The 25,604-nt window shown below is 59.2% G+C and carries 26 protein-coding genes and 1 tRNA gene; 10 read left to right on the forward strand and 17 right to left on the reverse strand.

Going from position 1 to position 25,604, the window contains the following annotated elements; translation table 11 throughout:
• Window positions 1-525: 525 nt before the first annotated feature.
• On the reverse strand, window positions 526-705 hold the full coding sequence (locus HNO86_RS08385; RefSeq protein ID WP_175376529.1) for a hypothetical protein: 180 nt from the start codon (window positions 703-705) through the stop codon (window positions 526-528).
• Between the two features lie 102 nt (window positions 706-807).
• Complete coding sequence (locus tag HNO86_RS08390) at window positions 808-1,590, reverse strand: CHAD domain-containing protein (RefSeq protein ID WP_175376530.1); 783 nt, start codon at window positions 1,588-1,590, stop codon at window positions 808-810.
• 251 nt (window positions 1,591-1,841) lie between these two features.
• On the opposite strand from HNO86_RS08390, the gene HNO86_RS08395 reads away from it, so the two are divergent.
• From HNO86_RS08395 to HNO86_RS08405, 3 genes are all read left to right on the forward strand, one after another.
• Window positions 1,842-2,255, forward strand: a complete 414-nt coding sequence (locus tag HNO86_RS08395) for an arsenate reductase ArsC (RefSeq protein WP_175376531.1) — start codon at window positions 1,842-1,844, stop codon at window positions 2,253-2,255.
• 263 nt (window positions 2,256-2,518) lie between these two features.
• The gene (locus HNO86_RS08400; RefSeq protein WP_218583515.1) at window positions 2,519-3,517 is read left to right on the forward strand and encodes a nitronate monooxygenase; all 999 of its coding nucleotides are present in this window, start codon (window positions 2,519-2,521) and stop codon (window positions 3,515-3,517) included.
• 298 nt (window positions 3,518-3,815) lie between these two features.
• Window positions 3,816-4,517: a 2'-5' RNA ligase family protein gene (locus tag HNO86_RS08405; protein WP_175376532.1), complete on the forward strand. Its 702-nt coding sequence runs from the start codon at window positions 3,816-3,818 to the stop codon at window positions 4,515-4,517.
• Window positions 4,518-4,664: 147 nt separating this feature from the next.
• Here the strand turns inward: HNO86_RS08405 and HNO86_RS08410 are convergent, their stop codons facing one another.
• The 11 genes from HNO86_RS08410 to HNO86_RS08460 all read right to left on the reverse strand — a co-directional run bounded on the left by HNO86_RS08410 (window position 4,665) and on the right by HNO86_RS08460 (window position 14,342).
• The gene (locus tag HNO86_RS08410) at window positions 4,665-5,120 is read right to left on the reverse strand and encodes a hypothetical protein (RefSeq protein ID WP_175376533.1); all 456 of its coding nucleotides are present in this window, start codon (window positions 5,118-5,120) and stop codon (window positions 4,665-4,667) included.
• A 486-nt stretch (window positions 5,121-5,606) separates the two neighbouring features.
• Window positions 5,607-7,298, reverse strand: coding sequence for a phage/plasmid primase, P4 family (locus tag HNO86_RS08415; protein WP_175376534.1), 1,692 nt, complete (start codon window positions 7,296-7,298; stop codon window positions 5,607-5,609).
• Entirely contained in the window at window positions 7,291-7,656 is a 366-nt protein-coding gene (locus HNO86_RS08420; RefSeq protein ID WP_175376535.1) for a hypothetical protein, read from the reverse strand. Before HNO86_RS08420 ends, HNO86_RS08415 begins: the two co-directional genes overlap by 8 nt.
• 157 nt (window positions 7,657-7,813) lie before the next feature.
• Window positions 7,814-8,140, reverse strand: a complete 327-nt coding sequence (locus HNO86_RS30550; RefSeq protein ID WP_175376536.1) for an AlpA family phage regulatory protein — start codon at window positions 8,138-8,140, stop codon at window positions 7,814-7,816.
• Window positions 8,141-8,244: 104 nt separating this feature from the next.
• A complete protein-coding gene (locus tag HNO86_RS08430) occupies window positions 8,245-8,664 on the reverse strand; it encodes a hypothetical protein (RefSeq protein WP_175376537.1) in 420 nt (139 codons plus the stop codon).
• A 58-nt stretch (window positions 8,665-8,722) separates the two neighbouring features.
• Complete coding sequence (locus tag HNO86_RS08435; protein ID WP_175376538.1) at window positions 8,723-9,931, reverse strand: integrase arm-type DNA-binding domain-containing protein; 1,209 nt, start codon at window positions 9,929-9,931, stop codon at window positions 8,723-8,725.
• Between the two features lie 175 nt (window positions 9,932-10,106).
• Window positions 10,107-10,182, reverse strand: a tRNA-Phe gene (locus HNO86_RS08440).
• 102 nt (window positions 10,183-10,284) lie between these two features.
• The gene (locus HNO86_RS08445; RefSeq protein WP_175376539.1) at window positions 10,285-10,557 is read right to left on the reverse strand and encodes an oxidative damage protection protein; all 273 of its coding nucleotides are present in this window, start codon (window positions 10,555-10,557) and stop codon (window positions 10,285-10,287) included.
• The gene (gene mutY, locus HNO86_RS08450; protein WP_175376540.1) at window positions 10,554-11,621 is read right to left on the reverse strand and encodes an A/G-specific adenine glycosylase; all 1,068 of its coding nucleotides are present in this window, start codon (window positions 11,619-11,621) and stop codon (window positions 10,554-10,556) included. Before mutY ends, HNO86_RS08445 begins: the two co-directional genes overlap by 4 nt.
• A complete protein-coding gene (locus HNO86_RS08455; protein ID WP_175376541.1) occupies window positions 11,618-13,846 on the reverse strand; it encodes an AsmA family protein in 2,229 nt (742 codons plus the stop codon). The genes mutY and HNO86_RS08455 overlap by 4 nt, the downstream gene beginning before the upstream one ends.
• A gap of 91 nt (window positions 13,847-13,937) precedes the next feature.
• On the reverse strand, window positions 13,938-14,342 hold the full coding sequence (locus HNO86_RS08460; protein ID WP_175376542.1) for an acetyl-CoA sensor PanZ family protein: 405 nt from the start codon (window positions 14,340-14,342) through the stop codon (window positions 13,938-13,940).
• Between the two features lie 292 nt (window positions 14,343-14,634).
• Between HNO86_RS08460 and HNO86_RS08465 the strand changes: the two genes are divergently transcribed.
• The 7 genes from HNO86_RS08465 (at window position 14,635) to HNO86_RS08495 (ending at window position 20,624) form a co-directional block, all read left to right on the forward strand.
• Complete coding sequence (locus tag HNO86_RS08465) at window positions 14,635-16,296, forward strand: OFA family MFS transporter (protein ID WP_175376543.1); 1,662 nt, start codon at window positions 14,635-14,637, stop codon at window positions 16,294-16,296.
• A 289-nt stretch (window positions 16,297-16,585) separates the two neighbouring features.
• The gene (gene hisB, locus HNO86_RS08470; RefSeq protein ID WP_024778052.1) at window positions 16,586-17,179 is read left to right on the forward strand and encodes an imidazoleglycerol-phosphate dehydratase HisB; all 594 of its coding nucleotides are present in this window, start codon (window positions 16,586-16,588) and stop codon (window positions 17,177-17,179) included.
• Window positions 17,179-17,817 (forward strand): imidazole glycerol phosphate synthase subunit HisH, encoded by a 639-nt coding sequence (gene hisH / locus HNO86_RS08475; RefSeq protein ID WP_175376544.1) that lies wholly within the window; start codon window positions 17,179-17,181, stop codon window positions 17,815-17,817. Before hisB ends, hisH begins: the two co-directional genes overlap by 1 nt.
• Entirely contained in the window at window positions 17,818-18,081 is a 264-nt protein-coding gene (locus tag HNO86_RS08480) for a DUF2164 domain-containing protein (protein WP_175376545.1), read from the forward strand.
• A 95-nt stretch (window positions 18,082-18,176) separates the two neighbouring features.
• Window positions 18,177-18,926: a 1-(5-phosphoribosyl)-5-[(5-phosphoribosylamino)methylideneamino]imidazole-4-carboxamide isomerase gene (hisA, locus tag HNO86_RS08485; RefSeq protein ID WP_175376546.1), complete on the forward strand. Its 750-nt coding sequence runs from the start codon at window positions 18,177-18,179 to the stop codon at window positions 18,924-18,926.
• Window positions 18,927-19,019: 93 nt separating this feature from the next.
• Window positions 19,020-19,790: an imidazole glycerol phosphate synthase subunit HisF gene (gene hisF / locus HNO86_RS08490; RefSeq protein ID WP_175376547.1), complete on the forward strand. Its 771-nt coding sequence runs from the start codon at window positions 19,020-19,022 to the stop codon at window positions 19,788-19,790.
• Between the two features lie 78 nt (window positions 19,791-19,868).
• On the forward strand, window positions 19,869-20,624 hold the full coding sequence (locus HNO86_RS08495) for an ABC transporter substrate-binding protein (RefSeq protein WP_175376548.1): 756 nt from the start codon (window positions 19,869-19,871) through the stop codon (window positions 20,622-20,624).
• On the opposite strand, the gene HNO86_RS08500 is transcribed toward HNO86_RS08495, so the two are convergent.
• The 4 genes from HNO86_RS08500 to HNO86_RS08515 form a co-directional block, all read right to left on the reverse strand.
• Entirely contained in the window at window positions 20,605-21,945 is a 1,341-nt protein-coding gene (locus tag HNO86_RS08500) for a Vps62-related protein (RefSeq protein WP_175376549.1), read from the reverse strand. The two genes, HNO86_RS08495 and HNO86_RS08500, sit on opposite strands and share 20 nt — an antisense overlap.
• Before the next feature lie 74 nt (window positions 21,946-22,019).
• A complete protein-coding gene (locus tag HNO86_RS08505; protein WP_175376550.1) occupies window positions 22,020-22,802 on the reverse strand; it encodes a divergent polysaccharide deacetylase family protein in 783 nt (260 codons plus the stop codon).
• 2 nt (window positions 22,803-22,804) lie between these two features.
• A complete protein-coding gene (locus HNO86_RS08510; protein WP_175376551.1) occupies window positions 22,805-24,124 on the reverse strand; it encodes a S41 family peptidase in 1,320 nt (439 codons plus the stop codon).
• A gap of 31 nt (window positions 24,125-24,155) precedes the next feature.
• Window positions 24,156-25,451, reverse strand: a complete 1,296-nt coding sequence (locus HNO86_RS08515) for a murein hydrolase activator EnvC (protein ID WP_175376552.1) — start codon at window positions 25,449-25,451, stop codon at window positions 24,156-24,158.
• Window positions 25,452-25,604: the final 153 nt, after the last annotated feature.

The following is a 25,604-nucleotide window of genomic DNA, read 5'->3' on the forward strand; positions in this document are numbered from 1 at the left end:
TGGTGCCAGAGACGGAATCGAACTGAACCGCCAAACGCCCGCTTTTACGGACTTTCTTCGAGGTCACTCATCAGCGACGCCCCCAAAAAAGCCCCCAAATGGAAATCTACCTTACCGGAGAGGTCCCTAATTTTAACCAATCAATGCTAATGAGCACCAGCAAGACCCAAATGATTCATGGTTTGGGCCTCACGCCAAGGCAATATTTCTGCACGCTGATCGCCTGGGTCGGTCGAACCGTCGACGCTGTTGGAAACAGCTGACTAACCTTCAGGTTAAGACGGCTTCTGTTGCCTCTCGCGAGGGGCAGGAGTCGACCCATAGCTGCCGGTGGAGACAGTTAAATTTGCTCCCGAACAGTTAACTCGAGCAACTGCTTCTGGCTGAAATGAAAAAGCCCGCATGGGCGGGCTCGGGGGGACTCACAATAAACGGAGCTGTTCCATCAGATGGTCGTAAGTCTAGATGACGTCCGCTAAACCCTCGTCAGCAGGCTGGCCTCATAGGCGACCTCTTGCAAGATGCTTACTGAACCTGCGGATCTCCAGCGTCCAGGGCAAATGTATGAGCGGCCGCCTCGATCCGCTCTTCGAGCTGGGCAATGTAGGTTTTGGCGTCCTCCAGACTTGGGAATGAAACCACCGTTTCCCCAAGCCACACCTTGCACCCGTGCCCTTGCTCATTTGCTTCAATGGTGATCTTCATCTGCAAACCCTTTGCTGTTGAGGCGGCGGAGAGTATCGCATTTCTTAAATAGCTCAAAATGTATCAAAGGCTCTAAAACGGGCATTTCAAGGCAGTTTTATTTCAGCCTTGAGCCTTCGCTAGGTCTTTCTCCAGATGATCAAGCAGCGAGGCCAGTCTCAGTTCGGCATCAGCCAGCGCCTGTTCCGATGCGACTGCCCAGTAGGGTGCGATTTCGAGCAGGTCAGGTTCGGATTCGGCACGCAGGCACCATTGATGATGGTCGTGCCATGAGCCGAGCGACGCCTGTACCGACTTCAGTTGAAATCTGGATATTGCCTTGAGCGGTGACAGTGCCGGGAAAGCATCGGAGAGGTATCTCGCGTTCTTCACAATGATCCGCAGTTCGTGCCGGTCAAAATGTTGGTCCCGAAGTCCGGCGATCAGTTGCGTGATTCTTTTCTTCAGGGCTTTCTCGATCTGCCTTTTGACATCAACCAGCTCACCGGCTCTCTCGGCGGTCCTGAACATCTCCGGCCACCGATCCAGTTCGGCAAACAGTTTGTCGAGCACCGGGCTGGCGGCGATCTCCCGATACTGCTCCGGCAGGGTTGTGCTTCGACTCGTCGCCTGGTGCGGATAACCCCTTTTCTGCAGCTCATCAATGATCACCTCAAGGTCCCTCGCAGGAGTAGTGGCCCTGCCGACTTCGGCTGCAGCCTGGTTCAACGCTGCGACCTCGGGCATGTTGCGCAGCGGACGCAAAAAGCTGCGTATTTTGCGTACCGCGATCCTCAGATCATGCAGGGCTTCGCTGTCGGTGTTGGCTTGCAGTCGTGCGTGTGAGTGGTACAGAGAGACTTCCAGGGAAATGATGTGAGCCACGAAATCGTCGACAAATGCCATCATCATCCTCGCTCGAAAGGGGGGGTCGCAGAGCGTAGCAGAGCCATTTTTCGTTGCTGCCGTTTGCACACTGATACTGCAATAAATAATTCATCAAGTACCGCTTCACATTGGCAGCCAACGTTTGACGTGGGCACAGAAAAATTTGGAAACACAGTCCATCGACTGAAAATCGGGCGATCAAATAACTCTGCTTAACTGAACAAGCCGTTTTCTCGGATCACTGTTCAGACGCTGTAAGGGAGAAAGGAATGGCTGACAAAATGCGGGTCCTGTTTGTCTGCGCCAGAAACGATGTCCGTTCTTTATGGGCCGAAGCACTGCTTCGCCATACCGCCCCATCAAACTTCGAAGCCTTCAGTGCCGGCCTCGAACCTGGCGAGGTTGATCCTCGAACCCTGGACTCCCTCGAACACATAGGCATAGAGACCAACGGCTTGCGCAGCAAGTCAATCAACGAGTTCGAGGGGCAAGAGTTCAATTACGTGATCACGCTGTGTGACAAGTCTTCCGAGGAAGCTTCACGGATGCCGTCCTCCGGTGAGGTGATCGTATGGAGTTTTGAAGACCCGACTACCACCGAGAAGCATGAGCCCTTCCGCCATACACTCCAGGAAATTCACGACCGCATCAAAATGTTCGTTACCGTGAAGACAAGGCAGTGAGCATAGATTCGTGTTAACCATTACGAGCCGTTTTAGACGCTCATTCCAATCACCGCTCCAGGCCGGTTGCTGCCCTAAGCTAACAGACATGACATGCCGCTCCCTCAATGCACACAGGTCAATCGCTTGTCTCTTTGCTACTGAACGGATGTTCAGCTATAACGTCATGACCTTCCGGTTCTGTGCGGCTTTCGCGTGGGTTTGACCTCTTTCGCCCGAATTGGATTGTTTCCCCCGTGCCGTCAATTAGCTGGAGAACTCCCGTGCGAAGCCAGTTGTTCAAAACGCGCATCACCGAAATGCTCGGCATTCGCCATCCCATCCTTTGCGGCGGTATGGGACCTGGTGTCTCCGACGCGAACTACGTCGCGGCTGTGGTCAACGCTGGCGGAATGGGTTTTATCGTTGCGGCCGGTTTTCCCGATCCGCATGTATTTCGCGAACAGCTTCGAAAATGCCGCGAGCTGACTTCCGGCAAGGGCTTCGGCGTGAACCTGTATATTTCAGGTCAAGCCGAGGCAACGGAACGCTTGCAAGAGCATGTGAAGCTTCTTGCCGAAGAAAGGGTCCTTTGCGTAGAGACCTCGGGAGCAAGCCCCGAAGGTATTCTTCCGGCCCTGCGGGATGCTGGCATCAAGGTCCTGCACAAGGTTCCCGCTGTCCGTTACGCACGGTCAGCTGCGCGGCTTGGCGTGGATGCAGTGATCGTGGTCGGCAATGACAGTGGCGGCCATCCAGGCACGTATGGCATCAGCAGTATGGTTCAGGCGCCACATGCCGCGAATGAGATCTCCATTCCACTGGTCATCGGGGGAGGAATAGGGACAGGCCGTCAACTGGCTGCGACCCTGATGATGGGGGCAGACGCCGCCTTGATGGGTTCGAGAATGTTGGTAGCGGAAGAGCTGTGGATTCACCGCCAGTACAAGGATCTACTGGTTCAGAGCGATGGTACGGATAGCGTCGTTGTGAAGACAGGGCTGCGGCAACATCACCGAGTGCTGAACAACGAAAGCGCCAAGGCGGTTGCCGCCCTGGATGCGGTAGGAGCACGCGACTTCGAATGCTACCGTCCGCATGTAATGGGAACTCTCACCACCCAGGCCTACCTGACTGGCGACAGCAGTCTTGGCATGCTCGACTATGGTCCATCGGTGGTGTTCGCCAACGCCGTGCAGTCGGTGGAAGCCATCTTTGATGAAGTGCTTGACGATGCGCAGCGGGCAATGGAGCGAATGGACCTTCTCCACTGCGAAGTCTGAGGTTCCTCTTGAGCGTCGCGACTCCTGTTCCCAGTGCGCAATGGCTCTCCTTAGGGACCCGCTACTCAAAAACAAGCCAGCGCGACTCTCATCCACTGACAGGCAGCTATTGGCCGGTTTCAGCCTGTCACGAAGGGCAAATAACGACCGGGCGACTCCCGCTTATCGTGACTGCGAGCAATCAGTATCTGTCAGTGGCGAGGAACCACCCTGGATGAGTACGCCTCGGCTACGCTTACTTTCACTCACCAGAGCGACGATGCACTGCAATGAACCAGCAAGATTAGGAGAAATGGCAATGCTGACGACTATCTTGAAGAAAATGCTCGTACTGACAGCGCTGTTGCTGGCTGTATCGTCAGTCAATGCCCGTGACGACCTGATCGCTATCGACATCCTCATCCAGCCCGATGCAAAAATGGTCGAAGAGGCCGGGAAATGGAATGGCGTGATGCGTGAGCAAAGCCCGGACGGTTTCGCACTGGATGCAGAGCACGCTCCGCACATCACCTTGCTCCAGCTGTACATTGCGCAAGCCGACTTGCCGAAAGTCGTGGCGGCAGTGGACGGCGTGAAGTCAGCATTCGAACTTGACCACCTCAAACTGGTTGCCACAGGGCTTTACCATATACCCAATGGCAAGATCGGCCTGGCCGGTGTCGTCATCCAGCCGACTGAACGTTTGCGCATGTTGCAGCAAGCGTTAATCGATGGCACGGGCGGGTATGCAGTGAAGGGCGGCGATGCCTCGGCCTTCGTTCCCGACAAGTCCGGCGCCGCCTTTCCCACTGCCCTGTTCGAATATGTCGACACGTTCGTCCCCAACCAGACCGGTGACAAATACAACCCACACGTGACGATCGGCGTTGCGCCGCTCGACTGGCTCAAGACACTTGAAATGCAGCCATTCGAAAGTTTCACCTTTGGCGCCAAGAACATTGCGATCTATCAGCTCGGGAATTACGGCACGGCTTCAAAACGTCTGGATAACGGCCAGTGAATGGTCGACGCGTAATGACCGCCTAGGTTGTTAGCAGTGTCCGCTTCCGGCCGATTTCTGCCTGTCACCAAGGGCAGCGATTGACCCACAGCAGCCGATGAGAGGGTGCCTACGAAACTAGGGGCAATGCCACGGAGGGCGACACCTTTATGCCAATAGCGGGTCGTCGTCTGCGTCACGAGCAGCTTGCTGCAAATCCATCTCCCGCACTGCACGTTCGCGATTCGGAGCGGTGCCAAGGGCACGCTGGCCAGCCGACAGCCCCAGCGCACGCGTCAGTGTGATTGCTTGCCGCTTTAGGCTGCCGCAGTGTGTGGCCCGTGGATTGACGATTGGTGCCCCCAGTCGCGTCGTTAACACGTCGCCCTCTATAGCCAACACCGATTCAACGCATTCGACACGGTAGCTCAACTCGGCCAGATCGGTCGCCAATTGCATGTCAAAGGCCCCCCACATACTGATCGGGCGCATGGCGATAACCATGGCGAATATCTGTTGGGCGCGCGGCTCCAATTTACGTGTGGGCTTCAGCACAACCCGTACCGACTGAATGGCCTCAACTTCGGCATCAACCGCCGTGACTGGTTCTTTGCGCCTGGACATTTTGCCCCCTGAAAACAGTCAAATGGATATTGAAATCGGGCTCATTGGCCGCTCGTGCATTGGTCGACCATTTTGCAGCGATGGCCCCCCGGGTCAGCCTGCCTCACAGGCCCCGGCTGGCTTGAACGAAATCGAAAATGCATGCCTACACGATAGGCGCTGTTCGTTCCTTTGGCCTATGGGGGTATTAAAATCCTGTGGTTTTCGCAAAAGGACAGATTGGACAGGTTTTCCACGGTTTCCCCCTATATGCGTATATAGACGAATACTCTGCGGACGCTACTATCCCCCAATAATCTGTCCAACATGTCCCTGACTCTTGCTGTGAGCTTCTAGCACGGGCCTTTCGGCTGGGACAGATATTAAAAAAACCGGCCCTAACGCCCTCCTGGCATGTCAATATCTGTCCCACTTTACCGTTCGTCTCCACGTAGCCACAAAAAATCCGACAGAAACGCTGGGCTCTGAAGCGTCTGCACGTTTAGGTCAGTCGTCATTTCCATAACGGGTACCGGTGCCCTCTGGTGGCAACTTGAGGCTAATACGCTTGAATCCTCGACTGCCTTCGACTTTTCCCCGTTCATACCCTCGTTTGGTCATCAGTTGCGTAAATGATTTCTGAGTCTGAGGCCCTTCGCCCGCTGCTTTGGCATAGTCTGACCAGCTTGCAAACAGGTCGCAGTGCTTGCCGCTGCCCGGGCCTTCAATACAGCAATCCTCCAGCCACTGACCTAACAGGTCTTGGTCTTCAAAATATTCCTCCGTCGCGTTGATCACTACTTGCGGGATAACAAACCCGTTCTTTTTCCAATCAAGGCAACCGTCGATCATGCGGCGCAGAATGGCAGGCCCTTCAGCACGCAACTTCCGCTCAAGGTGCTTATCCGGCGTGACCGGTTTGTGCATGAAAGGGAGGATTATAAATCGGCGTCGTGTCGCGGCGTCGACATTGGCAAGGCTTGGCTTATGGTTGCCGATGACCATCAGTTTGAATTGGGGGGTGAAGGTAAAGGCATCACAGTGCATATATCGGGCGGACACGGGCTCGGCCCCGGTCAACTGTTTAATCTTTGCCACGGCCCAACTTCTGCCTTCCTCTGTCTCGCTGGCCGTCACCAGTCGGGCACCTTCCAGCATGGCAATGTCAGTAGGATGGCGGTCGTTTTTGCTGGCGGTAAAGGTATCGCTCAAGGCTATTTTCGCGTAATCGCCCAGAATCCAGATGATGACGTTGATCAATACCGACTTGCCGTTGCCGCCAGGGCCGTAGATGAAAAACATTTTTTGTTCGGTAGTATCACCGGTCAGACCATAGCCAAAAATTTGGATCAAATACCTGGCATACGCCTTATCGCCCATGGTGATGTCATCCATTAACCGATCAAACACCGGGCATGGCGTGCCGGGCGGTGCGGGGTCAACCGAAAACTGTTTAGTGATGTAGTCCTGAGGGCTGGGGGTATACGTTCCGCCCGTTTCAAGGTCAACCGTGACGCTTTGGGCTCCAGCGCGCCATATATTGCTGTTCCATATTTTTGATTTGACAGCAAAGGAGCGGGAGGCGCTGGCGAGCTTTTCAATGGCGGTGAAGGTCCTTTGTTTCAGAAAAGACGGTTTCTTATGCGCCCCTTGTCGACAGCATTCCCGGACAAGGTCCGCGACTTGCAAGGTCTCGTCGCGACGCCATATATTGCCGTCATAAATGCGCCATGCGCCGTGCCCTTTGCAGTAGCGTAATCTGCGATGAAATATAGCCTCAAACAGCAGAGCTATTCGGTCCTCGCTGACGCCGTCCGCATCCTTTGGCATGGCCTGCTCGACGGTAAGCCGTGGCGGCTCAACGTCCGCACTTTCAGGCTCAGCTTCGCCCAGTGCCTGCGCTTCTCTTAACCACGACGGATCGCCTTCGCGTGTAGTCCTCTTGCGCTGCCTGGGTGAATCGACATCCCTCAACCGGGGCGGCATTTCATCAAATGGCGGCTCATCCTCCAGCAGAGTAGTGGCCCGCACGTTAGCGGCGGAGAGGACAGTGCTGTACTCATCTTTTGGGTCGTGTTCGTTGTGCGGTGGGCGGATGCTCTTGTGTTCATCGCCCCCAGGGATCAGCGCCACGTCATCCCGGGGCAGCTCCAACAGCGAGGCGCTGTTCTTGAGTTCGGCCATCTCCGCGCTATTCATGGCCGGGCTCCGCAAATTGGATGCTGACAAATGGATCTAACCCCATTCCGAGGTCGGATGCGACGTGGCTTGCAAGTCTGGTCACTCGCTTCCATTGGCGGGTGGTGCGCTTGTCTTTATCGGTTTGGGAGAGTTCGGTAAAGGCATCCACAAAATCAAGGCAACTATTGCGCTGTGTGACACAAGTAATCAAGATGACATTATTGCACAATGCGCTATAAAGAAGTTCCAGTGCATTCAACATGCGGACCGTCTGCTTGTCGCCGAAGCGTATCAGGTCTAAGGAGTTTTTAAACTCGTATGTGTATTTGTGGGGCTGTTTTTCATTAGGGGCGATAAACTTAAATTTCAGTTTCATGTTTGTTTCCTCTACGGGGGCGCTTTCTCCGGGCAAGCCGAAAGCGCCTCCGCTTTTTTGTGCAGGTTGGTCGACTCGCCTTAATCAGTTGTTTATATGTGTGACGGTCGCGGGCAGTGGTGTCGGCAAGTCGATGGGGCTGACCGGACGTCAAACGTTAGTCCAGCTCTTCACGGCTTTTCCGGACATTTTCATCAATGAAGTCGAGGACGGCAGAAAGGGGCCATACGCTGGATTTTGGCCCGAGTTTTACCTGTTTTGGAAACGTCCCAGCAGCAATTCGTCGGTAAATTTCGGAAGTGGAAAGCGTGGTCAGAGCGCGCACCTCGGGCAGTCTGATAAAGCGGTATGACTTGAGGGCGGCTTTGACGCGTTTTTCAAACTCTTCATCTTCATCTTTCTTTGCATCTCGTAAGGTATCGCTGTGCCGTTTCTCCAGTTTGGCTTTCGCTTGATAAAGTTTTGATAGGGGAGGGTGTGCCATGTTTTGCGACCTCTTGGGTTGCGTGGGGAACATGGTTGTTAGTTAATATTCTGGGGATGGATTCCACCATGCCAATAAATCGTGTGATTTTCTGGAAACGGATGTCACCGTTTGTTTTTGCGCGGTTGGCTGGTAGGTGATTTGATTATCCCGGGCATGACGTGCGCAAGTTTTTTCCAAGACGCTATGGGTTGGCTATCCGTCATAGAAGGTAAGGACTTTGCTTTTTCCCAGTAGCGACGGAGTGTGCTCTCGCTCATGCTGTAATCTTTGGCTACGGTATAAAAGGCATTTTCGCGGGTTTCTCCTTTCGCCACTTTTGGCGCAGCCTCCCGAACGGCATCTAGCATTCGCCGACATTCGTCCTCCGCAATGTCCTTCTGCGGGCGTCCCCTACCTCGTCTTCCATTCAGCTCCGCACGCACCAGTTCTACAGCCGCCTCTACTGCCTTGTCGCTTTGTGGTTTTCCAGTCTCGAATGCGCGCACAAACTCTCTGAGGAGGGACTCGCTAGGTATGGCCATCAGTTGTTCTCCAAGGTGAACGTGTGATGGCTTGAGTTTAGTCGACCCTGCTTGGGAATTACCCCATGTGCTTGAGACTCACCACGTTGGTACCTGCACACAGTGTGTCTATGGAGTCCGCCCACGCCTGCATCATCTCTCGGCGTTGATCCAGATAAACAGCATGGTTGTAGGTGTCGCGAATGTCGTCCTTATCACCATGTGCAAGCTGTCGCTCAATCCAGTCACGGTTATAGCTCCGGCCGTTCAACTCGGTTGACAGCAGATGACGGAAGCCGTGGCCGGTTTGTCGGCCCTCATACCCCATCAGCCGCAATGCCTTGTTGATCGTGTTTTCACTCATGGGGCGGGCGGGGTTTTGCTGGCCGGGAAATAGCAGCTCATAGCTACCGGTGAGCTCGTGAAGCTGGCGTAGGATGGATACCGCCTGACGGGGCAATGGCACCACGTGCGGGCGACGGGCTTTCATCCGTTCTTTCGGTATCGTCCACGTAGCGGCGTCCAGATCGAATTCGGCCCAAAGCGCAGCGCGTAATTCGCCAGGGCGCACGGCGGTCAGCACCAGCAGGCGGATGGCAAGGCGGGTAGGGGCGTAAATCTTTGCGATTTCCACCTTGGCTAGCAAGTCGGGCAACTCCGCAAAGCAGATGTGTGGGTGATGGCGTGGGGGCTTGGGTGGCGCCGCCAACACATCCAGATCGGTGGCCGGGTTCGCGTCGACAACGCCCTTTGCGAGCCCGTAGCGGAATATCTGGTGCAGCCACTGCCGAATTTTACCGGCAGCATTGAAGGTGCCGCGCGCTTCCACACTCCGTACCAGTGCCACCAACTCGGGCCGGGTAATTGCCTTCACGGGGCGCGAACCAATGCCGGGGATGATGTCGTTTTCCAAATACAGCTTGGCCTTGTAGCGGGTTGTCTCTGCCCAGCGTGGCGCGTTGTAGGTGTACCACTCCCGCGCCAGCACCTCAAAGGTCAGCTCAAGAGCTGTTTGAGCGTGTTTGGCGGCTTTGCGTTCTGCGCTGGGGTCTATGCCATTCGCCAGCTGTTCGCGTGCGCTGTCACGGCGCTGGCGGGCTTGTTGCAGGCTTATGGTGGGGTAGGCGCCGACGGCCAGTTTCTTTTCCTTGCCACCTACGCGGTATTTCAATTGCCACAGCTTTGAACCACTGGGGTTGATCAGCAGGTAAAGGCCGTTGGCATCGCTCAGTTTGAATGGCTTGTCTTTGGGTTTGGCTGCCTTGATGGCGCTGTCAGTCAGGGACATATCTTTGCTTCCAGTTGGGGGCTTTTGTTAAACCGAACCGGCAAGGCCCCCAGATAGGCCCCCAATTAAGTGGGCTGCTAGGGAGCATTTGGGAAAGCATAGACAACAAAAAACCCGCACTAGGCGGGTTTCCTGGGGCTTTCGGGTGGTTTAGACACCACCTGAAATTAATTAGTGGTGCCCAGAGACGGAATCGAACCGCCGACACGGGGATTTTCAATCCCCTGCTCTACCGACTGAGCTATCTGGGCAACGGGGCGCATTAAACGGGTTTTTCAGGGGGTCGTCAAGCAAGTTTTCAAAAAAAATTTAATTATTACCGTCGCTTACGTTCCGACCCCCGCAAAAGCGGGTTATTCCGAGGGCGGTACGTAGCCTTCGGCCTTGGCGTATTCCTCGCCGGAGAAGTACTTGTCCATCTCGCCCTGAAGATATTTGCGATCTTCGGCGTTCATCATGTTCAGGCGTTTTTCGTTGATCAGCAGGGTCTGGTGCTTTTGCCAGTCGGCCCAGGCCTTGGCCGAAACGTGGTCGAAAATGTCCTGGCCTTTGGCGCCAGGGAAGGGCGCGCGCTCCAGGGCGGGCAGTTCTTCTTTGTACTTGCGGCACATGATGGTGCGGGTCATGACGACTCTCCTGCGTTCAATACGACGGCCGCGCGTTCGAGCAAGGTCTTGACCGGGGCGGCGAGGCCCAGGCGCGGCGGGGTGGCGAGGTTATACCAGAGCCAGTCGGCCTCGGCCACGTGATGGCCGGCCTCCTGGACCTGAACCAGCACGGGTTCGATGGACAATTGAAAATGACTGAAGGTGTGCACCAGCTCTGGCAGCGCCTGCCGGGTGCCGAGTTCGAGCGAGTGCTGCGAAGCCAGATGTTGCAGGTCGTCGAGGTCGTCGAGTTCCGGCAGGCTCCACAGGCCACCCCACAGGCCCGTCGACGGGCGACGGTAAAGCAGGATTTCCCCTTCGCCATTGGCGAGCATCGGCATCAGCGTGCGCTTCTGCGGGATGGCCTTGCGCGGCTTGGGGATCGGGTAGCGGGTTTCCAGGCCGAGCATGTGCGCTTCGCAGCCCTTTTCCAGCGGGCACAGCAGGCAGCTGGGTTTGCTGCGGGTGCAGAGCGTGGCGCCCAGGTCCATCATCGCCTGGGTGTAGGCGTTGACCCGGTCATGGGGCGTAAAGCGCTCGGCGTTCGCCCACAGCTGTTTGGCGACCTTCGGCTCGCCGGGGTAGCCCTCCTGCGCGGTAAAGCGCGCCAGCACCCGTTTGACGTTGCCGTCGAGGATCGGCGCACGCAGGCCCATGCTGATGCTGGCAATGGCCCCGGCGGTGGACAGGCCGATGCCGGGGAGATCGGTGAGTTTTTCCACATCCCGCGGAAACTCGCCGCCGTACTGCTCGACGACGATCTTCGCGGTTTTCTGCAGATTGCGTGCGCGGGTGTAGTAACCCAAGCCGGTCCACAGGTGCAGCACTTCATCTTCAGGCGCAGCCGCCAGGGCCTCGACCGTCGGCAGCGAGGCCATGAAACGGTCGAAGTAGTTCAGCACCGTGCTGACCTGGGTTTGCTGCAGCATGATTTCCGAGACCCAGACCCGATACGGATTGATGTCCTGTTGCCAGGGCAAATCGTGACGGCCGTGGCGGTCGAACCAGTCCAGCACCGCCGTTGAAAACTGCTCGGCTCTCATCGTTTGAACAGCCCCTTGAGTGCGTCTTTGAGTTCCGGGCTGACCTTGTCGCCAAGTTTCTCTTCGATTTTTTCGCCGATCCGCTCGCCGGCCATCTTGCTGGCGACCTGACCCATGCGTTCGTTGTCCAGGCGGCAGGCCTTGGCGCCGAGCTCCAGCGGGCCACGGCAGCGCAGCGGCCATTCGATGCCGACGAATTTCTCGCCCACCTGGCAGGCCGGATCCGGCATGTCGCTCTTGTCGCCTTCGACGATGATGCCGACGCGATAGTCCATGCCCAGCACCCGCAGATCGACATCACCGTCGCCATTGACGATCATGCCCGGGATGCGGACTTTCAGGTCCGGGTTGCTGGCCACGCCGTTGCGCAAGTTCAGGTTGCCCTTGAGCTCCTGGAACGGCGTGTCCTTGCCCCGCGGTTCGCCGCTGAGGGTCTTGCGATTGAGCGTCGCGATGCCCCGGCACAGCTGCTGTTCGAGGTTGGCATTGAGCAGCACGCCATTGTTGATGACGAAACTGGCGTTGCCGTTGAGGGTTTCGATCAGCGCTTTCTGGCTGTTGCCGGCGCCGGTCAGCGTACTGTTGAGGGTGACCAGGCCCTTGACCGGAGGGTTCTTGCCCTGGCTTTCGAGGATCTTCTCCACCGGCACCCGGTTGATCCGGGTCTGCAGGTTCAGCAGCGGCGCCTGTGGCCGCACATCGAGGGTGCCCTTGGCGTCGAAGCTGCCTTCGTACAGCTCGCCGCTCAGGTTCGACAGCGTCAGCAGCCCGCCCTGGCCGTTGGCCTTGAGAACGGCGTTGTGGATCGGCAGTTTTTCCAGGGTCAACTGGCCGAAGGTCAGGTCGGCGTCCACATCCAGCTTGCTCAGGCGTTCAACCGGCAGCAGGCGCTCGTTGCTCCACGCTTCCTTGGTCGGCGCCTGCGGCAGCGGCGTGGTGCCGGCGCCGGCCATGGCATCGGCTTCAGTGCTGGCGACTTCGGCCTGACGCACTTCCTTCGCGCTATTGGCTTGAGCAGATTTCGGCGGCAGGTAGCGGTCGACGTTGAAGGTGTCGGCCTTGAGGTTGGCGCGCAGCGACTGCTTGGCGAAGTCCTCGACGGCGATGCGCCCGGTGAAAGTGCTGTCGTCGACTTTCAGGTTGATGTCATCCAGCACCACGCTGCTTGGCGTGCCGGCCAGGCGGCTGACCAGCTCGACTTTGCTCAGGCTGCCCTCGGCCATCTTCGGCATCTGCTGGCCGATGCTGTCGACGAATTTCGCCAAATCGAACTGGGCAATCGACAGACCGCCGCTGACCTGCGGGGTCTTGTCCAGTTCGTTGACCTTCAGCTCGCCCAATGCCCGCAGCTGGTTGGCGGAGATCTTGATGCCGGTCCATTCCGCGACATTGGCGGCCTTGTCCAGCAGCAGCTGGCCCTGGGCGGCGAAGGTCATGGTCTTGCCTTGCAGAGGATCACCAGCGAGTTCGCCGGACAGTTTCATGTCTTCGAGCTTGTAGCGCTGCAGCGCGCGTTCGAAGCGCAGTTCGCCGTTGAGCTCGGTGCGAACCCGCAGCACAGGCTGGTTGGTACCCAGGAAGGCGGTGAGCTTGACCGGGATGTTGGTGGAGTCATGCACCGGACCGGTGCTCAGCTGGATGCTTTCGGCGCTGAACTGGCGGCCGGTTTTTTCGTCGCTGTATTCGACGCGAGCGTTGTTGACGGTCAGGCTGTCGATGTCCAGGCGAATGGGTTGCGCAGGCTTTTCCACCGGGACGGTGGCTGGCGCTTGAGGCTCGCCGGTGGTGGCAGGCGGGGTGCCGGCGGTGCTCGCGGTGGCCGGGACCTTGCCGATGTCTTCCCAGTTGCCGTGGCCGTCCTTGTCGCGGTTCAGGCGCAGGTTCAGGCCTTCGACACGCACATCGCTCATCTGCACTTCGCGGCGCAGCAGCGGCAGCACGCGCACCGACAGACCGAGCATTTGCAGATCAGCGAAGGGTTCGGCCGGTTTGGCCAGGGTCGCCACGGCGGCGTCGTGCAGCTCAAGGCCCAGCCACGGGAACAGGCTCCAGCCGATATCGCCATTGAGCGTCAGCTCGATGTGGGCCTTGTCGCGGGCAATCTGACGGATCTCGTCTTTGTAGTCGTTGGGATCGAAGAGGTGGGTCAGGGCAAAGCCCAGCGCCACAATGATCAGCAACAACCCGAGAAGTACCAGACCCAGGATTTTGCCGAACGCTTTCATGGGCGAGTCCTTGTAGTGAGTCGACGCAGTTGGTCGAATTAAAAATTTAGCCGAGGAGTATAGCGCCCCGCAGTGGACGGCCGGTCAGCGATCACTCGGACAGGGCATCGAGCGGCATGTTCAACTTCGCCGCCAGCGCCTGGGCCTCCAGGTGACCGGCGGGCGCGAGCAGGCGCAGGGTCGCGCCCGATTGCGCAGCCATGGCCTGTGCCTCTCGCACCAGACGTTCGGCAACCCCGCGACGACGGGTGATTTTTCGTACGCACAAATGGGAAAGGTGCCAGACCTGCGCTTGCCGTTGCAGGCGTGCCGCGCCCAGCAGTCGATCATTGAAGCGCCCGGCGATCAAGGTGCCTTCCTGCAGACTTGTTTCAAGTAATTGCGCGTCCCCGGTGAACGGCGCGAACAGCCAGTCCGGGGCGTCGCGGTAGATCTTCTGCAGATCCTGCTGATCCTGATCGGTAGCCTGATCCAGCGATTGGACAATGACCGGCATGGTCTCTCCTGTGAGTTGAACCGACCCCGTGCAGGAGCAGCCTTCGGCAGCTCCTGCACGGGGAGCACGTGAGCCAATAGTGGTACGAGAACAGACAACTTCGAAAAAACGTGATGTCACTTTGGTTTTTCTGTCACGTGCAAATGTTACCCTTCGCCCGTTCGTCTGCCCTTCTGCGACCCGATGTCGCACCAAGATGGAGCTTTACCTGAAAACAACAGTCGTGCCTGCGTGCGCCAAGGCTGGGGGTGAAGAGTGGATGGCGAATCATACTAATAATTGGGGATACACAATGACCACGAGTATTGCGGCTGACGGCTACGCCGACCAGCCCTCGTTCCTGTCCAAGGAACGAATCATCGCCAGGCCCGGTTTCAACCGTTGGCTGGTGCCACCGGCCGCGCTGGCCATCCACCTGTGCATCGGCATGGCCTACGGCTTCTCGGTGTTCTGGTTGCCCCTGTCCAAGGCCCTGGGCATCACCAAGCCGGTCGCCTGCGCGCCGGACATGAGCTTCATTGCCCAGGTCTTCTCTTCGCAATGCGACTGGCCGATCTCGATGCTTGGCTGGATCTACACCCTGTTCTTCATCTTCCTGGGTTGCTCGGCAGCCATCTGGGGCGGCTGGTTGGAACACGCCGGGCCGCGCAAGGCCGGTGTCGTGTCGGCGCTGTGCTGGTGTGGTGGCCTGCTGATCTCGGCATTGGGCATCTATACCCACCAGATCTGGCTGATGTGGCTAGGCTCCGGGGTCATCGGCGGTATCGGCCTGGGCCTGGGTTACATCTCGCCGGTGTCGACCCTGATCAAGTGGTTCCCGGACAAGCGCGGCATGGCGACCGGCATGGCGATCATGGGCTTCGGCGGTGGCGCGATGGTCGGTGCGCCGTTGGCGACTGCACTGATGAACCATTTCGGTTCGCCGGAAGGTGTCGGCGTGTGGCAGAGCTTCGTGGCCATGGCCGCGATCTACTTCGTGTTCATGATCGGTGGCGCGCTGTCCTACCGCGTTCCGCCAACCGGCTGGAAGCCTGAAGGCTGGACCGCTCCTGCGAAAAAAGCTTCGAACGCGATGATCACCCACCGTCACGTGCACGTGAACGTGGCATGGAAAACCCCGCAATTCCGCCTGGTCTGGCTGGTGCTGTGCCTGAACGTATCGGCCGGTATCGGCATCCTCGGCATGGCTTCGCCGCTGCTGCAGGAAGTGTTCGGCGGCAAATTGCTGGGCAATGATCTGGCGTTCGGTCAGCTGGACGCTTCACAACTGGCGTCGATTGCCGCGATCGCTGCCGGTTTCACCGGTCTGCTGAGCCTGTTCAACATCGGTGGTCGTTTCTTCTGGGCATCGTTCTCCGACTTCCTGGGCCGCAAGAACACCTACTTCGTGTTCTTTGCCCTGGGTATCGCGCTCTACTCGCTGATTCCGAACCTCGGTCATGGCGGTCACATCGCTCTGTTCGTGGCGGCGTTCTGCATCGTCCTGTCGATGTATGGCGGCGGTTTCGCGACCGTTCCGGCTTACCTGGCCGACCTGTTCGGTACGCAAATGGTCGGCGCGATCCACGGTCGTCTGTTGACGGCGTGGGCGGCGGCGGGCGTGTTGGGCCCGGTGCTGGTGAACTACCTGCGTGAGTATCAACTGAGCATCGGCGTTGAACGTGCCGCGGCCTACGACATCACCCTGTACATCCTGGCGGGCCTGCTGGTGCTGGGCTTCCTGTGCAACCTGATGGTGCGCCCGGTGGCCGACAAGTACTTCATGACCGACGCTGAACTGGCGGCCGAACAGGCGCTGGGTCACGACAAGGGCGCTGACGGCAGCACCGTGCTGGAGTGGAAAGCGGCTTCCGGTACCGGTCTGCTGGCTGTTGCTGCCTGGCTGGTGGTGGGTATTCCGCTGGCGTGGGGTGTGTGGGTGACGCTGCAGAAGACGGCGGTGTTGTTCCACTAAGCGCTCTGGCCCGGGACTCAATGGCCCGGGCATCCAACACCTTGTGGGAGCGGGCTTGCTCGCGAAAGCGGTGTGTCAGTCGACATTAATGCTGGCTGACACATCGCATTCGCGAGCAAGCCCGCTCCCACATTTTGTTTTGTGGTGTCTCAAATGGCTTGTATGGACATGTACATCGCCGCTGACCCAAGGGTCTGTCCGTCAGCGATATCACCTCTCGTATTTCTGTTTGGCGCCCGCACGCCTATAATGGCTGCCTTTTTCGCCCAATGATTTTGCGGAGCTGGTGATGGCCGAACGTAAGGCGTCTGTCGAGCGCGACACTCTGGAAACCCAGATCAAAGCCTCGATCAACCTCGATGGCACCGGTAAGGCCCGATTTGATATCGGTGTTCCTTTCCTTGAGCACATGCTGGACCAGATCGCCCGTCACGGGTTGATCGACCTGGATATCGTCAGCAAGGGCGACCTGCATATCGATGATCACCACACCGTGGAAGACGTCGGTATCACCCTCGGCCAGGCCTTCACCCAGGCCATCGGCGACAAGAAAGGCATCCGTCGCTACGGCCACGCCTACGTGCCGCTCGATGAAGCGCTGTCGCGCGTGGTGATCGACTTCTCCGGCCGTCCTGGCCTGCAGATGCACGTTCCGTATACCCGCGCCACCGTCGGCGGTTTTGACGTCGACCTGTTCCAGGAATTCTTCCAGGGCTTCGTCAACCACGCCAACGTCACCCTGCACATCGACAACCTGCGTGGCCACAACACCCACCACCAGATCGAAACCGTGTTCAAGGCTTTCGGCCGCGCGCTGCGCATGGCCGTGGAGCTCGATGACCGCATGGCCGGGCAAATGCCATCGACCAAGGGCGTTCTGTAATGCAGACAGTTGCGGTTATCGATTACGGCATGGGCAACCTGCACTCGGTGGCCAAGGCCCTCGAGCACGTCGGTGCCGGCAAGGTGCTGATCACCAGCGATGCCAGCGTGATTCGCGAAGCCGACCGGGTGGTTTTCCCCGGCGTCGGTGCGATTCGCGATTGCATGGCGGAGATCCGTCGCCTGGGCTTCGACTCGCTGGTACGTGAAGTCAGCCAGGACCGTCCGTTCCTCGGCATCTGCGTCGGCATGCAAGCCTTGCTCGACCACAGCCAGGAGAACGACGGCGTCGACTGCATCGGCCTGTTCCCGGGCGAGGTGAAGTTCTTCGGCAAGGACCTGCGTGAAGACGGCGAACACCTGAAAGTCCCGCACATGGGCTGGAACGAAGTGAAGCAGACGGTCAATCACCCGCTGTGGCACGACATCCCGGACATGGCGCGCTTCTACTTCGTGCACAGCTACTACATCGCCGCCGCCAACGCGCGCCAGGTGGTGGGCAGCGGTCACTACGGCGTCGATTTCGCCGCGGCACTGGCCGATGGCTCGCGTTTCGCCGTGCAGTTCCACCCCGAGAAGAGCCATACCCACGGCCTGCAACTGCTGCAGAACTTCGCGGCGTGGGACGGTCGTTGGTAAATGGCTGTCAAGAAATCCAAGCCGTCGATCCTCACGCTCACCCCTGAGCAGGAGGCCGAGGCCAACCGCAAGATAAAGCGCTTCATGGAAGATCGCTTTGACCTTGACCTGGGCTCGTTCGAGGCGGCCGAGATTCTTGAGCTGTTTACCCGCGAAATTGCTCCGCACTATTACAACAGGGCGATTTTCGATGTGCAGACACACCTCAAAGAGAGGTTCGAAAGCATCGAAAGCGACCTGTGGGCGCTCGAAAAAAGCAGCTGAAAGCTTCAAGCTTCAAGCTGCAAGAGAGAAACATACACACGCATGCTTGCAGCTTGTGGCTTGCAGCTTGCAGCTCTTTTGACGAAGGAAAAAGCATGCTGATTATTCCCGCTATCGATCTTAAAGACGGTGCCTGTGTTCGTCTGCGCCAGGGCCGCATGGAAGATTCCACAGTGTTCTCCGATGACCCGGTGAGCATGGCTGCCAAGTGGGTGGAGGGCGGTTGCCGCCGTCTGCATCTGGTCGACCTGAACGGCGCTTTCGAAGGCCAGCCGGTCAACGGCGAAGTGGTCACCGCCATCGCCAAGCGCTATCCGAACCTGCCGATCCAGATCGGCGGCGGCATCCGCTCGCTGGAAACCATCGAGCACTATGTCAAGGCTGGCGTGAGCTACGTGATCATCGGCACCAAGGCCGTGAAAGAGCCGGCTTTCGTCGCTGAAGCCTGCCGCGCGTTCCCGGGCAAGGTGATCGTCGGTCTCGACGCCAAAGACGGCTTTGTCGCCACCGACGGCTGGGCCGAGATCAGCAAGGTGCAGGTGATCGACCTGGCCAAGCAGTTCGAAGCCGACGGTGTGTCCGCCATCGTTTATACCGACATCGCCAAAGACGGCATGATGCAGGGCTGCAACGTACCGTTCACCGCCGCGCTGGCGGCTGCCACCACGATCCCGGTGATCGCGTCCGGCGGCATCCACAACCTGGGCGACATCAAGACCCTGCTCGACGCCAAGGCGCCGGGCATCATCGGTGCAATTACGGGCCGCGCGATTTATGAGGGCACTCTGGATGTTGCTGAGGCTCAAGCGTTCTGCGACAGCTACGCGGCCAGCTCCAAGCTGTAAGCTTCAAGCTGCAAGTTAAAAACGCGACGCGATTCGCTCTTACTTGCAGCTCGTAGCTTGAAGCTTGCAACTCTTGATCGGAGATTAAGTCTTATGGCGTTAGCCAAGCGCATCATCCCTTGCCTGGACGTGGACAACGGCCGGGTGGTCAAGGGTGTGAAATTCGAAAACATCCGCGACGCCGGTGACCCGGTGGAAATCGCCCGTCGCTACGACGAGCAGGGTGCCGACGAGATTACCTTTCTCGACATCACCGCCAGCGTCGACGGCCGCGATACCACGCTGCACACCGTCGAGCGCATGGCCAGCCAGGTGTTCATCCCGCTGACCGTCGGCGGTGGCGTGCGCACCGTGCAGGACATCCGCAACCTGCTCAACGCCGGTGCGGACAAGGTCTCGATCAACACCGCCGCGGTGTTCAATCCGGAGTTCGTCGGCGAGGCAGCAGCGCATTTCGGCTCGCAGTGCATCGTCGTGGCGATCGACGCGAAGAAGGTTTCCGCGCCAGGTGAAACCCCGCGCTGGGAAATCTTCACCCACGGCGGCCGCAAGCCGACCGGCCTCGATGCTGTCGAGTGGGCGAAGAAGATGGAAGGTTTGGGTGCCGGTGAAATCCTGCTGACCAGCATGGACCAGGACGGCATGAAAAACGGCTTCGACCTGGGCGTGACCCGCGCCATCAGCGATGCGCTGGGCATTCCGGTGATCGCATCCGGCGGCGTCGGCAACCTGCAGCACCTGGCCGACGGCATCCTCGAAGGCCACGCCAGCGCGGTGCTGGCGGCGAGTATTTTCCACTTCGGCGAATACACCGTTCAGGAAGCAAAGGCCTACATGGCGCATCGCGGAATCGTGATGCGCTGAACATTCCGATGCAGGCCAGTGGACATCATGGCGGGCTCAAGGCACTCTTGGGTACGCCATGGATTTCGGTAGCCAGACATGCTTAAACGCCTTCTTCTCGCCCTTGCCAGTACTTGCGTGTTGTTGACTGGCGGGGCTCACGCTGATGATCGTCCCGATACCGACATGGTGTTGCTGACGGAAAACTTCCCGCCGTACAACATGGCCAAGAACGGCAAGAACTTCGCCCAGGACGAGAACATCAATGGCATCGCCACTGACATCGTCCGCGAGATCTTCAAGCGTGCCGACATCTCCTACAGCCTGACGCTGCGCTTCCCCTGGGAGCGAATCTACAAACTCACCCTGGAAAAACCCGGCTACGGCGTGTTCGTCATGGCCCGCCTGCCGGACCGCGAAAAGCTGTTCAAGTGGGTTGGTCCGATCGGCCCGGACGACTGGATCATGCTGGCCAAGGCTGACAGCAAGATCACCCTCGAATCCCTGGACGATGCGCGCAAGTACAAGATCGGCGCCTACAAGGGCGATGCGATTGCCGAGACTTTGACCAAACAAGGCTTGAAGCCGGTGGTGGTCCTGCGCGATCAGGACAACGCGAAGAAACTGGTCAACGGCCAGATCGACCTGTGGGCCACAGGCGACCCGGCCGGCCGTTACCTGGCGAGGCAGGACGGCGTGACCGGGCTCAAGACGGTGTTGCGTTTCAACAGTGCCGAACTCTATCTGGCACTGAACAAGGACGTGCCGGACGAAGTCGTCTCCAGGCTGCAGGCAGCGCTGGACCAGCTGCGCAAGGAAGGCGGCGTGGACGACATCATGGCGCGCTATCTGTAACGACCGGATCCACTGCCGGTTGCGCCGGGGCGGGAGCCTCTTCTTCTGTTTCCGGCGGGTATTCGCTCAGGGACAGGCTGTCGATATCGGTGTAGAGGACGTCGTTGGCCACTTGGGTGCCGTCCTCGCGCAGCAGCCTGTAGCCACTTTCAATCACATGAACCGCCAGACTGGTTTTTTTCGCGATGCGGGTGATGACCTCGACGGCAGCCGAGGTTGTCCAGCCGATGTGCGAGGTTTCGGTGTGGGTGAACGCCTTGCCCAATTTCGCCGAGAAGCGCATCGACGATGACAGTAGCGTATGCAGGGCCATCGGATTCGATACGTAGAGCGGCCACTCGGAGGAGACCCTGATGGTGGTGACCTCGGTGAATGCCTCCAGCGACTCCATTCTCTGCGCGCGCGGCGCGGTCCATTTGAAGGTCTGGCCAGTGGTGCCGGTATTGTGACCATGACCCACGAGCACATAGCGATCCGATCTTTGCAGGCGGTAGAAGGGCGATGTCCGGAATTGCTCCAGCGGCGCCAGGGCGGGGTCTATGACCGTGAACCACGGCAGGTGGGCTGTTTGCGTGAGGATGGCGGGTTCTTCGGGGGCAGGCGATTCATGGCCCAGGAGAATGGGGCGCGCGGGCGGGGTATCGATGTGCATGGGTATCGGCGCGCGCAGTGAGTACGCCGCGGTATTGGCTGCCGGCCTGCCATGGCTTTTGACGCCGATGAAGGTGCCCGGCGAAAAGTAAATCTCACCGGCTTCGGCGCTCGGTGGTTCGATGGCCCAGGCGCTGAAATCCTGGCTGGCGCCACTGCCGCTGTCGCTCCAGATCTCTCTGCTGACGCTGGATGCGACCACCAGATCCTCCCGCACGCAGCGCACAGTGTTGGTCAGCGGTTTGTCGCGGCCATTGGAGCAGACCATGCCCATGGCCACGTAGCCGGCGGGAGGAATCGGGCGCCATACGGTGCAGTCGGCGTCCGCGCCGGAGCTTGAGTCTTTCCAGACCCGCTCGAAGTCATCCGGGGCGCTGAGCGCTTTGTCCGGCGACGTATCGCCGTCTTCTGCAGGGCCTTCGCAAACCACGGCGACAATGATCTTGCCGTTGATGTTGTCGAAGCCGGGAGCGGCAAAGTCGCCGAGTGGGAAATAGCCGGGCAGGGCGTCGGGAGCGGGGGTGGGGCGCCAGAAGCTTCCAGGCTTGGAGTCGGAGCCCTTGCTGTCCCAGATGCGGTGGAATTCGGTGGTGAAGTTGATCAGCAGGTTGCCGAGCTTGATCGGTGGTTTTTGTCCGGTGGGCGATGGTGCGTTTTCGCGGGTTTGCATGGTCGATCCTGATCCTGGAGGAGTGAGCCCTCACTATCAGGAGCCAGGGCAGGTGCCTGGCGGTAATTACTTATTCAGCGGTAAACGCCGTCCTTGCCATGGGCGGCCGTGGCCCGGTTGCTGCGCACGCTGATCATCTGCCGGATATCGATCCAGTCGATGCCCTGGGCCTTGAGCTTGGGCAGCTCGCGTTCCAGCACCGCCAGGGTCTGCGGATACGGATGGCCGATCATCACCGCCGAACCCTGCTTGCGCGCCAGATCGATCGCGGTCTGCAATTGGTTGTAGATCGCCGCTTCAGTGCGTTCGTCATCGAGGAACACATCTCGCGACACGCTCGCCAGATCGATCTTCTGCGCCTGCTGCGCCGCGACCGTCTGGGCGCTGGTGCGGCTGTCGACGAAGAACTTGTGGCGCCGTTGCAGCTCGGCCATCAACCACGCCATGGCCGCCGGTTGCGCGGTCATTCGGCTGCCCATGTGGTTATTGATGCCGGCGGTGTAGGGCACCATCTTGAAGGCGGCGTTGAGGCGTTTTTCCAGTTCTTCCTGTGGCAATTCAGGGTGCCAGGCAAACGGCCCGGTGGCCGGGTCCATGGGCATGTGCAGGATGACGATCTTGCCGGCGCGATGGGCTTCGCGGGCAAATTCGGTAGCGTGGGGCGTGTCGGGCATGATCGCCGTGGTGACCGGGCCGGGCAGGGCCAGCACGCGACGATCCCGGGGCAGGTTCTGCCCCAGGTCATCGATGATCAGGCTCAGGTAGGCTTTGGTCTTGTGAGGCACCTGTCCGGCGGGTTCTGCGTGAACCGTACCCGCCAGACAGCACAACAGGACGAGGATGAAGCGCAAACCCATCCTCAGCGGCCGGAGGTGATGCTCAGCCCTTTGAGCAGGCTCAGGGCCTGGGCCAACTGGTAATCGTCATCCTGCGGCATCGCCTTGGACTTGCCGCCGGAACCGGTCGGCTTGTCTTCGCCGCCGTTGCCGTTGCCCAGGTGACCCTGCAGGTCGGCTTCCTTGAAGTAGTCGCCGTCCTGCTCGCTGGTGATCTTGGCCTTGCGCACTTCGATGTCCGGGACGATGCCCTGGGCCTGGATCGAGCGGCCGTTCGGCGTGTAGTACAGCGCCGTGGTGATCTTCAGTGCGCGATCGTTGTTGAGCGGCAGCACGGTTTGCACCGAGCCCTTGCCGAAGCTGGTGGTGCCCATGACCACTGCGCGTTTCTGGTCCTGCAGGGCGCCGGCCACGATTTCCGACGCCGAGGCGCTGCCGCCGTTGATCAGCACGACCATTGGCACGGCTTCGCTTTCGTCCTTGCCGGTGGCCGAGAAGCGCAGTTCGGAGTTGGCGATGCGGCCCTTGGTGTAGACGATCAGGCCTTTGGTGATGAAGTGGTCGACCACTTCCACCGCTGCCTGCAGCACGCCGCCCGGGTTGTTGCGCAGGTCGAGCACGATGCCGTTGAGCTTCTTGCCGTTTTCCTTGCGCAGCTTGGCCAGGGCCTTGGAGACCTCTTCGCCGGTCTTGACCTGGAACTGGGTGATGCGGATGTAGCCGTAGCCGGACTCCAGCAGTTGGCTCTTCACGCTCTTCACTTGAATGATGGCGCGGGCCAGGGTCACGTCGAACGGCGTACCGCCGTCGCGTACCAGGGTCAGGGTGATCTTCTGGCCGATCTTGCCGCGCATCTTGTCCACGGCTTCGGTCATGCTCTGGCCGCGAGTCGGCTGGCCGTTGATCTTGACGATGAAGTCGCCGGCCTGAATGCCGGCCTTGGAGGCCGGGGTGTCGTCGATGGGCGACACCACCTTGATGAAACCGTCCTCGGCGCCGACTTCGATGCCCAGGCCGCCGAATTCGCCGCTGGTGCTTTCCTGCAATTCGGCGAAGTCTTCAGGGCCCAGATAGGCGGAGTGCGGATCGAGGTTGCTGAGCATGCCCTTGATCGCGTTTTCCAGCAGGGTCTTGTCGTCCACCGGCTCCACATAGGCAGCCTTGATGCGGTCCATGACCTCGGCGAAGGTGCGCAGCTCTTCCAGCGGCAATGGCGCCTTGGTGGTCGCCGCAGTGCCCGCAGGCGCGGCGGCCGGGGCGGGTTGGGCAGCGATCGCCAGCGGCGCGCCGATCACCAGGGCGATCGTCAGGGCCAGCGAGGTAAGGCGGGACAAATGCAGCATGTCGAACGAACTCCTGAATTAGGCGGCACGCTTATCCTTGCGTGCGGCACCATTGCGCCGGGTCACTGGGGTGGCCCTGCTGACGAATCGCAAAATACAACGCCGGGGTGTCCTGCCCGCCACTGTTACCGACAGTGGAGATGGACTCACCGGCTTTCACCACGTCACCCGCAGACTTGAGCAGCGTCTGGTTGTGACCGTACAAACTCAAAAAACCGTTGCCGTGGTCGAGAATCACCAGCAGCCCGGCACCGCGCAGCCAGTCGGCGAACACCACGCGCCCGCCGTGCACCGCATGTACCGCGCTGCCGGCAGAGGCTCCGATCATCACGCCGTCCCACTTGGTCCGTGCATCGTCGCCACGGGTTTCGCCGAAGCGTGCCAGCAGTCGACCATCGACAGGCCAGGGAAGTTTGCCGCGGGTAGACGCAAACGGACCGCCAAAAGTTTCGCCGGCGCTGGAAACCAGTGCGCCAGGCGTCGATCTGACAGGTTTTCGTGGGGCCTCGTCGCTGGCATCCGCCTGCTCCTGGGCCTCACGTAAGCGCTTTTTTTCGGCTTCCTGCTGGGCGATCAGCGCTTTTTGCCGCGCTTCTTCTGCCTCACGGGCCTGGCGAGCCAGGGTTTCTTCAATGGTTTTAAGGACTTTAGACAGGTCTGCCTGATCCTGCTCGCGGGCTGCCAGTTTTTGGTCGCGAGCCTTCACATCTTCATTGAGCTTGGCCAGGGCTTGCTGGCGCTCTTCGCGGACTTTGTCGAGTTCGCTGCGCTGGGAATCGAGGTTGCCTTGCTGGACCAGCAGCTGGGCCTGTTGCCTGGCGATGTCCTGTTCGACATTGGCCAGCTGACGCAGGGTTTCGTTGAAATTCTTCAGCTGCTCCAGGCGGGCCTGGCTCAGGTAATCGTAATAGGTGAGGGTGCGAGCGAATTTTTCCGGGTTCTGCTGGTTGAGCAGCAGTTTGAGATATTCCTGACGGCCGTTCTGGTAGGCGGCCCGGGCCTGGATGGCGATCAGTCGTTGCTGTTCAGTGCGCGCGCTCTGGAGTTTTTTTTTCTCCGCATCGAGCCGCTGCAGCTCGGATTCGCTCTTCTTGAGCTCTTTTTGCAGGGCTTCGACCTGCTTCTCGAGCTTGCCCATCTCGGTTTCGGTGCCTTTGAGGTCTTTCTGCACGCCGGATTTTTCTTCCTGCAGCTTACTCAGCAGCTTCTTCAGCTCGGCGATGTCCTGGCGCGTGGCTTCCAACTGCTGTTGGGTTTGCGCGCGCTCGTCCGCAAAGGCCGGTTGGAGCAGGCAAGTCAGAGCAAGGGCTATCAGGACGCGAAGCATAGAGGCGGGCAGCACCAGGGATGAGGACGGCCTAGTATGCCCGCCCCACGCTGCAAAAAAAACGCCCAAATGGGGCTGTGTGATAACTGGCCCGAGATGCCGGGGTAATTAATTTTCAAAACCACCACAAACCACTGCGGGAGCGGACTTGCT

Origin of the sequence: Pseudomonas sp. C1C7, from assembly GCF_013359595.1 — a bacterium.
Lineage (GTDB): Bacteria > Pseudomonadota > Gammaproteobacteria > Pseudomonadales > Pseudomonadaceae > Aquipseudomonas.